The following is a 12648-nucleotide window of genomic DNA, read 5'->3' on the forward strand; positions in this document are numbered from 1 at the left end:
GTAGTTTCGCCTCAATCATTTCTTTTATATTCATCTAAAGCCAAATTATTTAAGAGTTTAATACCTTAAAGACTTTACCTGTTCTAGGATGAGCAAAGGTATTGTCTTGATCCAAATTGATGACTTTGTCTGAAATCACAATCTTAGAAAGAGGTAACCAGCTTTGTTGTATTTCACTTGAAGCCAAATTTTTTTCAAATGTATTTTCGAAAATTTGTTCTACTACAATTTCCATACCGCACATACTTTTCGCATTAACTTCTTTTAAAATATGACGTTTAGACATTTTAGTCTCCATTTTCTTATTCTTAACATAAAAAATAATAGAGTTTGTTTTGCTACAATGTGTAAAGTTTAACATTTAAAGTGTTCTTTTTGTTTTATTAAATATGTCTCAAATAATTAAAGAATAATAAAATTTTATATAACATGAAATTTATTTTTAAATTAACTTATTAGTCTTATTTTTTATTTTAGATAAAGTTAATTTTAAATATTAGAAGGGTTCACTGATGAACCCTTATGAAATTCTAAACTTGTACAGCATTATCGAGTGAACCATCATCTTTAACTTTGTTATTATCTTTATTAATTAATGAGTCAGTGTCACTACCTGTGCTAAAGCTCTTACTATTTTTCTGCTTTTTCTTGTACATGCACATGCCAATTGCAATACCTGTTCCTAGTACTAAAATTGATTTTAACATTTTACACCTCTTCAATCGACGGAGAAACTTTTTATAAATCAGCTTAAATTAATAGCACATTCTTTGTTATTTAAGGGCTTTGATTTGAGCCGCTTTTGTAAGGTATTTAATTTTTATGTTAATTGAAGAGTGTAATAGTTTCAAAAATAAATTTTGATACAAAGCAAAAAGCCTATTCTAAAAAAAGAATAGGCTTTCTACTGTATTTCAGGATTAAGCAGTATTATTAATTGCTTGAAGCAATCTTATTTATCTTTGAATACAACTTAAATGTATTTAATGCTGAAGTTTTAGTCAAGATAGTAAAGAGATGATTTGCAGTTAATTAGTAAATCCTGTGATGAACTTCTCATTTTTTATAAGCAATAAAAAAACGCCCATTTCTACTTCTCAAGAAAAAATGGGCGCAAGTGAAAACCACTAAAGACCTGAAATACCAAATGTTCTTACATTCAGTAATATTGATTCTAGTTAATTTACCGAATGGTTGACAATTAAACCAGTTGTACTTTTTCTAGTCATTTCGGCCAATAAAAAATGTAAAATAATTCGCTATTTTCAATAAGTTTAGCGATAGATTATTCATCTAAAATACGATTAAGCACAGTCAACCAGTTAGAAAAACAGATTTTTTCAACGATTTCATGCGAATAGTGCCTTTTTTGCATTCTCTCGATGAGTAGGTGTAGTCCCCTTACATCTTCAATTTCATGACTAATGAGCGCCCCATCAAAGTCGGAACCAAAACCAACATGATCTATCCCTATTTCGTCTATTAAATATTCTAGATGTTCTAAAATGACATCAATGGATGTGTTTGCATCACGCTGTCCATCTTTACGTAAAAATGCGACATCAAAATTTAATCCAACTATCCCTTTAGAGTCTCTGATCGCTTTGAGTTGATCATCTGTTAGATTTCTGGCCTGTGGACATAAGGCATGGACATTCGAATGAGTCGCGACAATGGGCTGTTGAAGAATGTTAGCGGTATCCCAAAAAGCTTTTTCGTTCATATGGGATACATCAACCAGCATTTTTTTATCAGCACAGCGCTTTATAAATACTTTGCCCTCGTGTGTAAGACCTATCCCTGTATCAGGAGAATGGGGAAACTTAGCGTTTAAACCATGTCCAAAACGACTGGGTCTATTCCAAAGCGGCCCGATGCTACGAAGCCCTGCATCATAAAATACATCGAGTAAATCTGGATTAAGTTGTAGTGCTTCGGCACCTTCCATATGCAATACAATCGCTAACTTTTGTTTTGCTAAGCAGTGCTGAATATCCTGAACAGTTGTGCAAATTTGAATATCGTTAGAATATTCGGCCAGTTGTTTTGCTAAATCGAGTTGTTCCAGACAAATTTGTTCAATTTGCTGTTGGGTGAAGTCAGATGTGTTTTGGTCAAATAGTTTGTTGGGATGATGCTGCTTAACATAGTGAAAAGGCGGCAAGAAAATAGCAAACATGCCGCCAATAAAACCCGCTTCTTGACAGCGTTTTAAATCGAGATGCCCTGCTAAGCGTTCCTGAATAAAAGCCTGAGCAGGATTGCGATGATCGCTTAACCAAAGGCGCGTTAGTACATCATTATGACCATCAAAAACAGGAATTGAGTTATGGTTCATATTTACGTTCTCACCGCTATTCATCTGCAATATTTTGAACAGGAATGTTTTGCTGAACCGTAAATTGCTTTGAATTTTTAGTATTACGGAACACTAGTTTTTCTAGAGAGGAATCGAGTTCACTCTCGGCACGTGCTTGTTCAATAAGCTGATGATATGGCGATTTACCACAGACAGGGTCTGCATTGCTTGCATCGCCTGTTAACATATAGGCTTGGCAACGACACCCGCCAAAGTCACGGTCTTTATCTGGGCAACTACGGCAACCTTCTGGCATCCATGCATCGCCACGGAAGTGGTTAAAACCTGTAGATTCATACCAAATATTGGAAAGGCTTTGCTCACGAACATTTGGGAAAGAAATAGGTAACTGTCTAGCGGCGTGACAAGGCAAAGCCATACCATCTGGAGCTACTGTAAAGAAAATTTTGCCCCAGCCATTCATACAGGCTTTTGGTCTTTCTTCGTAATAGTCAGGCACCACAAAAATAAGTTTGCAAGGATGATTTTGTGCTTTTAACTTGTCGCGATATTCATTGGTAATACGCTCTGCACGTATGAGTTGTTCTTGTGTCGGTAATAAACCTTGACGGTTTAAAAATGCCCAACCATAAAACTGACAAATTGCTAACTCGACTGTATCGGCATTAAGTTCTAGACAAAGCTCGATAATTTTATCAATTTGGTCAATGTTATGTCGATGAATCACAAAATTAAGAACCATCGGATAATCATATTCTTTTACCAGACGACACATTTCATACTTTTGTTCAAAAGCATGTTTTGAACCTGCCAAAGCGTCATTAACAACTGGGTCACTTGCTTGAAAGCTAATTTGAATATGGTCTAGGCCAGCTTGCTTTAAATGGGAAATACGCTGTTCGGTAAGGCCCATACCAGAGGTAATCAGGTTGGTATAAAACCCAAGTTGGTGCGCATGTGCTACAAGCTCTTCTAGATCTTGACGTACTAAAGGCTCACCACCTGAAAACCCGAGTTGCACAGCACCCATTTGACGCGCTTGATCGAAAACGTCAAACCACTCTTGTGTGGTCAATTCATTTTTGTGCTGTGCATAGTCTAAAGGGTTTGAACAATATGGACATTGTAGCGGACAACGATACGTTAGCTCCGCTAGTAGCCATAATGGTAAACCAACACCATTGGTCATATAAAATCAATCCAGTGCTGTTGCTGGGCAACTAACATGTAATCAATAACATCGTTGTCAATTTCAGCTATATCGCCAAATTGTTGTTTGAGTTGGGCAATAATGGCAGAAACGTTATTTTTCCCATCAATATACTGTCCAATAGCCCCTGCACTTTCATTTAACTTGATCATGCCTTCAGGATATAAAATCACAAAACCATTTTGAGCGGGTTCAAATTGGAAACGATAACCTTGTCGCCATGTCGGCACAAGATTTACATCAAACTGCTCTTTATTCATTTAAATAGTCCTTTGTGCCATACCCGTTCTTGAGTCACGCTATGATACGGTGCTTCATTGTGTACATATGCCAGTGTTAAGGCATCTAAAATGCTCCATAAAATATCCAGTTTAAACTGCAATATTTCTAGCATTCTTTGTTGTTGTTCATGAGTAGTAAATGAATCAAGCGTGATTGTTAAACCATGTTCAACATCACGGCGTGCTTGACTTAAACGAGAGCGGAAATATTCATAGCCCTTGTCATCAATCCAAGGGTAATGTTGTGGCCATGAATCAAGGCGAGACTGATGAATTTGAGGTGCAAATAGTTCAGTTAAAGAGCTGCTTGCAGCCTCACGCCATGATGCACGGCGTGCAAAATTTACATAGGCATCTACGGCAAAGCGTACACCAGGTAAAACCAATTCTTCGGAAATCACTTGTTCACGGCTTAAACCTACAGCTTCAGCTAAACGTAGCCATGCCTCTCGGCCACCACCATCAGGATATTCGCCATCCTGATCAATCATGCGTTGAATCCATTCCTGACGCACGCGCTGGTCTGGACAATTTGCCATAATCGCGGCATCTTTGAGTGGAATGTTGATTTGATAATAATAACGGTTTGCAACCCAAGCCTGAATTTGTTGCTGAGTCGCTTTACCTTCATACATCATTACATGAAATGGATGATAGATATGATAATACTGACCTTTATCAATAATAGCCTGTTTAAATTGTTCGGTTGTTAAAGCTTCAGGTGTTTGTGTCATAGCGCACCTTAGAGTTCGATCTGCATGCCATCATAGGCAACCTCTACACCATTTGCCTTTAGTTCGGCAAACTGAGCGGAGTCTTCATTTAAAATCGGATTTGTATTGTTAATATGAATTAGTACTTTTTTCGGTGTATTGAATTGGTTCAAATAAGACAACGAACCACCTTCACCACTAATATATAAATGACCCATTTCACGGCCAGTTTTTTTACCTACACCCGTTTGTTGCATTTCATCATCGGTCCAGAGTGTACCGTCAATCATGACACAATCTGAATTTTGCATAATCTGCATGATTTGATCGTCAATCTTTCCAAGCCCTGGCGCATAAAACAACTGTTTTTGTGTTTTGTTATCTTTGATGATTAAAGCAATATTGTCGCCTTCATGCGGGTCATGGCGATGTGGCGAGTATGGCGGCGCCGCGCTTTGAATAATTAAAGGCAAAAATTCTAAATTTTCGAAACCATCAATTCTAAAAGCTTGTTTAGGATTAATTTCATTGTATTGAAGACCTCCATTCCAGTGCTTCAACATATTAAAGACTGGAAAACCTGTGGTCAGGTCTTGATAGACCATTTCTGTACACCACACATTCATTGGGCAGCCTTCACGTAGAGTTAAAAGTCCAGTGGTATGGTCAAGCTGGCTATCCATTAAAATAACGTTGGTAATGCCCGTGTCACGTAATTTACGCGCAGGTTGAGCTGCTTTAAAGTCAAATAATTGCTGGCGGATATCTGGTGATGCGTTCAATAAAATCCAGTCTACGCCGTTTTCTGAAACCGCAATTGAAGATTGAGTACGTACTTTGGCATTAATCGTACCGGTACGGACACCATGACAATTAGGACAATTACAGTTCCACTGAGGGAAGCCGCCTCCAGCTGCTGAACCTAAAATATAAATATACATAAAACTAATATCTTATTAGAAAGACATAAGCCCTAGAACAAAACTAGGGCTTATGACAGATTTGAATAGAAATAATTAACGTGCTTCAAAGTACATTGTTACTTCAAAACCAATACGTAAATCAGTGAAAGCTGGTTTTGTCCATTGCATAAATTTTTCTCCAGTCAGGATTAATCTTGTGAAATGAATCACTTGATCAAATCTTATAAAGCAATTAAAAATTTATTCTAATTAAAAATGTCACGTTTGTAGATAAGCTTGGCACAAGATATTGTTCGATAATTGTGTTTTTTGGCCAAATTTTAATAACTCCTTATCAATCAAAGGCGATTAAAAGGTCATAGCAGATGTATATTCTGCTATGACAGATGTTTTACACGGCTAAGTTCATTAAGTGTTGCTGTGCAATATAAAGCTCTTGCCCCTCTTTAGGCTGACATTGCACCCAAGTTCCATCGGCTTGTAGTTCCCACGCTTGACGATTATCTTTTAGATAATTGTTTAGCCCATCTTCAATAATTTGTTTCTTTAATTTTTTACTTTCGATTGGGAAGCAGGTTTCGATACGCGAGAATAAATTACGTTCCATCCAGTCTGCACTAGCGCAAAACACTTTTGTATCACCATCATTATAAAAATAGTAAACCCGTGTATGTTCTAAATAGCGTCCAACAATTGAACGTACTCGAATATTATCGGACAACCCTGCAACTTGTGGTCTTAAACAGCAAATTGAGCGAATAATTAAATCAATTTGTACACCCGCTTGAGAAGCTTTATAAAGCGCGCTGATAAGCTGTGGTTCAGTGAGTGCATTCACTTTAATGATGATATGTGCCTTCTTGCCAGCAAGACGATTTTTAATTTCTTGTTCAATAAGCTCTAGCAACTGAGAGTGCAAGGTAAACGGTGCATGAAAAAGTTTTTTAAGCTTTGCCATTTTGCCCATACCAGTCAGTTCTTGGAAAATCTTATGTACGTCTTCACAAATTTCAGCATCACTCGTAAGTAGGCCAAAATCGGTATAAATTTTGGCATTCACCGCATGATAATTGCCTGTACCTAAGTGGACATATCTTTTCATTTTGTCTTGTTCACGGCGAACGACCAAAATCATTTTAGCGTGAGTTTTGTAGCCAACAATGCCATAAACGACAACTGCGCCCGCTTCTTGCAATACGTTGGCTACTTCAATATTGGACTCTTCATCAAAACGTGCCCGTAACTCAATGACCGCAGTAACTTCTTTTCCATTACGCGCAGCTTCTGCAAGAAGTTGAACGATTTCCGAGTTGGCGCCACTACGGTATAAGGTTTGTTTAATTGCCAAGACATTTGGATCTTGGGCAGCTTCCCGAAGAAACTTAATGACAGGTGCAAAAGAGTCAAATGGATGATGAAGTAAAACATCACCTGCTTTTAACACATCAAAAATTGGCTTTTTGCTATAGAGAAGTTTTGGTAAAACTTGTTGATACGGTTTATAGCGTAAATCTGGCAAATCAAAGTTTGAAATAAAGCGGGCTAAATTAACAGGACCATCGACGTAATAAAGATGTTCTGCATCTAAATCGAATTGCTCTAATAAATAGTTAGCAATTTCTTCAGGACATTTTTTTGCTACTTCCAAACGAACTGCTTGACCAAAACGGCGTGAAGATAACTCACCTTTTAAAGCAGCTGCCAAGTCTTCTACATCTTCTGAAACGGTTAAATCGGCATTTCTGGTCACGCGAAATTGATGACAGCCTGTGGCTTTCATGCCCGGAAATAAATCCGAAATGTGCTGATGAATAATAGCCGAAAGCAAAATATAATGTTCTGTACCACCAGAAATATGCTCTGGTATTTTTACAAGTCTTGGTAAAGAACGTGGTGCCGGCACAATAGCTAAATCAATTTGACGTCCGAAAGCGTCTTTACCTTCTAAAGTCACAATAAAATTAAGGCTTTTATTGACCAATCTTGGAAATGGATGTGCTGGGTCTAAACTAATTGGAGTAACGACAGGTTGTACTTCTTTAAAAAAGTATTCTTTAATCCAGTCTTTATGTTTCTCTAATATATCGCCGTGCTGAATAAAATGAACGCCATAGCCTTGTAGCTGTGGCAACAAGGTATAATTTAAAATGTTATATTGCTCTTCAACGGCTTCATGCGCATTTTTCGAAATTTGCTTTAATACTTCTGCTAATGGCAAGCCGTCTGGCCCAGTTGCTTGACTCATTAAGCTAATTTTCTGGATTAAACTTGCCACACGGATTTCGAAAAACTCATCCAGATTGCGCGAAAAAATGATTAAAAAATTTAAACGTTCAAGTAATGGGTGTTCAATATCTTTGGCCTGAGCAAGCACTCGCTTATGAAACTCTAATAAAGAGAGTTCTCTATTAATATACGTTTCTAAATTATGCTGGTTTGGGCTAGATAATGTAGGTAATGATGTCATTCTTGACTCTTATAATTGATAAAAATTGTACATGAATAAAAAAGATTAATTTAATAATGTATAACCGATTTTATTCACCGGACATTTTGTAACTACTTTATTGCAAATTCATGAATTTTTTATGAAAACCTTAAAAATTACGATCTATTTTAACCTTTTGCTTATTTCCTTGCGTTTATGGGTATCTATTATCATCTTAGCATTAATTTTTTAAAGATCATCTGATTTTGATAAAGATTTAGTTTTCATTAAATATTCATATAGTATGCGTATTTTTTATGCATCTTAATTCACCAATTGATAAAAAATGACGACTTTAAATATATTATTTAAGACAACATCTTTATGTCTGGCAATGGCTTTATTAGCTGGTTGTAATGATAACAATGACAGTGATTCAAATACATCTGCACCCCGAAGTAACCAGACGGTCGATATTTTAGCTTTTAACGACTTTCATGGAAATTTAGAACCACCTAAACGCTATGTTGATGCAACTAACCCAAATGATTCATCTCAGACAGTACGTATTCCAGTTGGGGGTGTGAGTTACTTTGCAGATGCAATTAAGAAACTTAGAGCTCAAAATCCCAATAATGCTGTTGTTTCAGCGGGTGACTTAATTAGCGCTTCCCCACTCACTTCTTCGTTGTTTTTAGATGAACCTACGATTGATGTCATGAATGATATTCAAATTGACTTTAATGCTGTGGGTAACCATGAGTTTGACCGCGGTACAGATGAGTTACGCCGTTTGCAAAATGGTGGCTGTCAACAATATACAAGTACAGCACCTTGCCAAATTAATAAAAACTTTAGTGGTGCAAAATTTAATTTCCTTGCCGCTAACGTCGCAATGAAAAACGATGCAAGCAAAACGATTTTTCCTGCTTATAAAGTCAAAACTTATGGCGGAATTCCAGTTGCATTTATTGGTTTAACACTTAAAGCAACTCCAAGCATTGTATCTGCAGCTGGTATAAAAGACGTTGAGTTTCGTGATGAGGCTGATACAGTCAATGCCCTTATTCCTGAACTACAAAAACAAGGTATTCAGGCTTTTGTGGTGGTTGTCCATGAAGGTGCAGCACCAAGTACTAAGCTTAATCAAAAAACATGTGATGGTTTAAGTGGGCCGATTTTAGGTATTTTAGATCGCTTAAATCCGGCAGTGGATATTGTTGTTTCAGGTCACACGCATCAATCTTATATTTGTGACTATGCAACTAAAAACCCGGCTAAACCGTTCTTACTGACTTCCGCTGGCCAATACGGCACGCTGATTACCGATATTAAGATTGAGCTAGATGGTAAAACTGGCGACATTATTAAAAAAGATGCTAAACAAGTTCCAGTTCAAAGTGAGGCCTATACTTCAGGTACAACCACTGTAAGCCTTACAGATCTTTATCAAAAATTTAGTAAGACACCAAGTATCGAAGCGATTTTAGACAAATACCGTCAAGCGGTAACAACTATTTCTGGGCGTGTGGTTGGAACGTCTACTGCCGTTGTGAGCCGTACTCAGGCTGAAAGTGGTGAAAGTCCGTTAGGCGATATGATTGCCGATGCACAACAAGCCTCTGCTCTTAAAGCAAGCGACCAAGGTTCAGACTTTACACTCATGAACCCAGGTGGTGTACGTGCCGACCTCTTAATTAATAACAATAACCAAATTACTTTTGGTGATATTTTTGCGGTTCAGCCTTTTGGTAACTCTATTGTGACACTGAGTTTAACCGGTAAACAAATTCGAGATGTGCTTGAGCAACAATGGTCTGGTGGAAATGCTAGCTCTCCTAAAATTTTACAGCCGTCTAAAGAGTTAAGTTATCAATATTCGGCAAATACAACTGTTTCACCGAGAGCAAGCAATATTATGGTTGCTGGTTCCCCATTGGTTGACACCAAAGTATACCGTGTAACAGTCAATAGCTTCTTGGCAGATGGTGGTGACAACTTTACGGTGTTAAAGGATGGTCAGAACCGTGTTGGTGGTGGTCAAGATATTGATGCCTTTGAGAGCTATGTTGCTAAAAATTCACCACTCATTATTCCGGCTACAACTCGAATTAAAGTCATCAAATAATTTCATTTAATGACGTATAAAGGACAGTACGAAGCTGTCCTTTATTTTTATATGAAAAGCTAAACGAGCTTTTATTCAGTATAGAGATTAAGTTCTACACTGCTGATGTTTGCTCCAGTATTTGCAAAAATAATATCCATAACTTCGTGCAATAGTTCCTTCACTTTTTCATGCTCAAAACTTGAAGTTTCTGCTGTTTTTAGGCAAATCAGGTTACAACTCATTTTATCTTTTCTGAGCTTATAAATACTTTTACTTTTTCCCAAAAACACTCTTTTAACGAGTTTGCGATTTTCAAACTCAGATAAAATTCGGTAAATGGTGCCTAGTGTAATTTTATATTCATTTTTAATTTGTGCATAAATGCTATCCGCACTTAAGCCATGTGGGTTCTGATTTAAAATTTCAAAAACCTGTATTCTCGATTTTTTTATAGGTAATCCATTTAATAATGATTTTGATATTGTCGTCATGTTAATTAACCTTAAAGTTTAGAAGTATAGAAATTTTTAAAAATTATTTTGTCTATATTTACTTGAAAATTATGGATGTTTTCTAACTGAAAAGCTCAAAGCCTATTCCCCTATGAATAAGCTTTGAGTCTAGATTTAACTTAGAAACTATAAGTCGCTTTCACAAAGTAATTGCGGCCATAAAGTTTGGTATTAAAAGTTTTGTTTTTATCTTCCAAGTCAACATCGGTCAGGTTTTTCACACCGTAGTCCAGTGTTAAACGTGGCGAAATTGGCGAGGTAAACGTAAGGTCATAGGTCGTATAAGCTGGTAATTCTTTAGTCGCTGAGTACATTTGTTTGCCGACATAACTCACGCCTGCATTTACACGAAAATCTTGAACTGGTGCCCAAGAAATAGAGCCATTGGCAAGCCATTCTGGCCGTTCGGTTAAGTCTTTACCTGTAGTTTTGTTTTTCGCATCCAGATAAGTTGCGTTTGCCTTAACACCTAAATTGTCAGTGAAATCATATCCACCTGTAAGCTCAACACCTTTGAGTTCCGCGCGGCTCACATTGGTCCAGATTTTTCTAAAATCACCTACTAAACGCGGGTCACCATCACTTAAGGTAATGGCTTCAATCAAGTTCTTCACATCGTTTTGGAAAACTGTAACGCCAGCATTCCAGTTTGAACGGGTCACAATTAAGGATGCTTCATAGTTTGTACTTTCTTCTGGCGCTAGGTTTGGATTACCTCGAATGTGGCAACTACCTCCACATGAAATCATTGAGTAGTTAATATCTAGCTGAGCAGGTGCTGGTACCTTATAAGCTTGTCCCACACCACCTTTAAGTATGACTCCTTCAGCGAGTTGATATGCTAAATAGGCTTTACCAGTCGTTTTACCATCAAAGTCATCAAAGTCGTCGTAACGACCACCTAATGTTAGGGTAAGTGCATCATTAATATGGGTATCGTTTTGCACAAAAATACCGTAGCTTTTTTGCTGATTTTTTCCAGTGCCGATATAACTTACCACGTCTGTAATTTTCTGGTCTTTATAATCGAAACCAGCAGTCGTGTTATTCATGAGCCAGTCAAAGTTGGCAAAAGCACGACCAATTAAATTTTCTTGTTTATAGTGACGGCTTTGCGGCGCATCGTACTCACTGTCATAGTCATAGATTTTAGCTGTTTCTTTACCAATATAAGCTTCTGTTTTACCCCAAGCCCATTTACCACGGTGAGCAATGCCTACATTGGTTCGCTTCATTTCAGATTCTTGAATAGATGTAGCTGCATCTTGCGTCAGCGGGCGTTTATCGTTGTTATAACCCAAATCTAAATCTAGAGTTTGCTGATCATTAATATTCCAGCTTAAAGTACCATTTACGTTTTTGGTGTCTTTTTCTACAAAATATGCACCATCTGGATCTGGCTGGCCTTTTCTATACCACGCATCGCGGTTATAGGCGTCGCCTGCCAGAGTGAAACTTAAATTATCGGTTAAACCACCGTATAGGTTAAAACCGTAACGGTACTGGTTTTTACCATCACCACGGTCTGCTCGGTTATATTGACCAAAAATAGAACCGTGTAATTGTCCATCTTCTGCTTTTTTAGTAATGATGTTAATGACGCCGCCCATCGCATCTGCGCCATAGAGTGATGACATAGGCCCACGAATCACTTCAACACGCTCAATGCTATTTAAAGGAATTGCGCTCCAGTCAAAGTCATTACCTCGCCACATGGCGCCATTAGATGACATGCGTTTACCGTTTAAAAGAATTAAGGTGTAGTTCCCCGAGGTATTCAGCATTCCCCGTATAACGATTTTATCTTGACCACTGTTATAGTTATATACTCCTGCTTGTTTTTGTAAAACGTCTGCAAGGCTCAGTGCTGCACTACGTTCAATATCTTCACTTGTGATGACACTAATCGATGCGGGTGCTTTATCTACATCTTGTTCTTTTAAAGCAGCAGAAACCACAATGGTTTTAAGTTTTTGAACAGGTTCATTTGTGCCCTGTTGCTCAATATCTGTATTTGCTTGGACTGCGAATGGAAGCAGTGTTGAGAGGGCGACCACCAGCGCCTTTTTTGTTAACGTCATTTCTCGGTCCTTATATTTTATAACGATTACCATATGATAATTGTTATCATTTATGATGTGCCGAGCATGA

Annotated in this window: 12 protein-coding genes; 1 reads left to right on the forward strand and 11 read right to left on the reverse strand. The window is 37.5% G+C overall.

The window, feature by feature from the left end; all coding sequences use genetic code 11:
* Nucleotides 1–49: 49 nt before the first annotated feature.
* The 9 genes from ABFY81_RS01540 to ppk1 form a co-directional block, all read right to left on the reverse strand.
* On the reverse strand, nucleotides 50–286 hold the full coding sequence (locus ABFY81_RS01540; protein ID WP_347912874.1) for a hypothetical protein: 237 nt from the start codon (nucleotides 284–286) through the stop codon (nucleotides 50–52).
* 244 nt (nucleotides 287–530) lie between these two features.
* Complete coding sequence (locus ABFY81_RS01545; RefSeq protein ID WP_039253692.1) at nucleotides 531–707, reverse strand: hypothetical protein; 177 nt, start codon at nucleotides 705–707, stop codon at nucleotides 531–533.
* 578 nt (nucleotides 708–1285) lie between these two features.
* A complete protein-coding gene (locus ABFY81_RS01550; RefSeq protein ID WP_347912875.1) occupies nucleotides 1286–2338 on the reverse strand; it encodes a dipeptidase in 1053 nt (350 codons plus the stop codon).
* Nucleotides 2339–2354: 16 nt separating this feature from the next.
* Nucleotides 2355–3509, reverse strand: a complete 1155-nt coding sequence (gene pqqE / locus ABFY81_RS01555; protein WP_068934109.1) for a pyrroloquinoline quinone biosynthesis protein PqqE — start codon at nucleotides 3507–3509, stop codon at nucleotides 2355–2357.
* The gene (gene pqqD, locus ABFY81_RS01560) at nucleotides 3506–3790 is read right to left on the reverse strand and encodes a pyrroloquinoline quinone biosynthesis peptide chaperone PqqD (RefSeq protein ID WP_039253697.1); all 285 of its coding nucleotides are present in this window, start codon (nucleotides 3788–3790) and stop codon (nucleotides 3506–3508) included. The genes pqqE and pqqD overlap by 4 nt, the downstream gene beginning before the upstream one ends.
* Entirely contained in the window at nucleotides 3787–4545 is a 759-nt protein-coding gene (pqqC, locus tag ABFY81_RS01565) for a pyrroloquinoline-quinone synthase PqqC (protein ID WP_042074492.1), read from the reverse strand. Before pqqC ends, pqqD begins: the two co-directional genes overlap by 4 nt.
* A gap of 8 nt (nucleotides 4546–4553) precedes the next feature.
* Entirely contained in the window at nucleotides 4554–5465 is a 912-nt protein-coding gene (pqqB, locus tag ABFY81_RS01570) for a pyrroloquinoline quinone biosynthesis protein PqqB (protein ID WP_347912876.1), read from the reverse strand.
* Between the two features lie 75 nt (nucleotides 5466–5540).
* On the reverse strand, nucleotides 5541–5615 hold the full coding sequence (gene pqqA / locus ABFY81_RS01575; protein WP_001982218.1) for a pyrroloquinoline quinone precursor peptide PqqA: 75 nt from the start codon (nucleotides 5613–5615) through the stop codon (nucleotides 5541–5543).
* Between the two features lie 223 nt (nucleotides 5616–5838).
* Nucleotides 5839–7914, reverse strand: coding sequence for a polyphosphate kinase 1 (gene ppk1 / locus ABFY81_RS01580; RefSeq protein ID WP_347912877.1), 2076 nt, complete (start codon nucleotides 7912–7914; stop codon nucleotides 5839–5841).
* A 307-nt stretch (nucleotides 7915–8221) separates the two neighbouring features.
* Here ppk1 and ABFY81_RS01585 point away from each other — a divergent pair, with 307 nt between their 5' ends.
* Entirely contained in the window at nucleotides 8222–10003 is a 1782-nt protein-coding gene (locus ABFY81_RS01585) for a bifunctional metallophosphatase/5'-nucleotidase (protein WP_347912878.1), read from the forward strand.
* 71 nt (nucleotides 10004–10074) lie between these two features.
* On the opposite strand, the gene ABFY81_RS01590 is transcribed toward ABFY81_RS01585, so the two are convergent.
* Nucleotides 10075–10476: a transcriptional repressor gene (locus tag ABFY81_RS01590; protein WP_198071012.1), complete on the reverse strand. Its 402-nt coding sequence runs from the start codon at nucleotides 10474–10476 to the stop codon at nucleotides 10075–10077.
* Nucleotides 10477–10616: 140 nt separating this feature from the next.
* Complete coding sequence (locus ABFY81_RS01595) at nucleotides 10617–12578, reverse strand: TonB-dependent receptor (protein ID WP_347912879.1); 1962 nt, start codon at nucleotides 12576–12578, stop codon at nucleotides 10617–10619.
* Nucleotides 12579–12648: the final 70 nt, after the last annotated feature.

This window comes from Acinetobacter sp. WA-87, assembly GCF_039938935.1.
Taxonomy (GTDB): domain Bacteria; phylum Pseudomonadota; class Gammaproteobacteria; order Pseudomonadales; family Moraxellaceae; genus Acinetobacter; species Acinetobacter seifertii.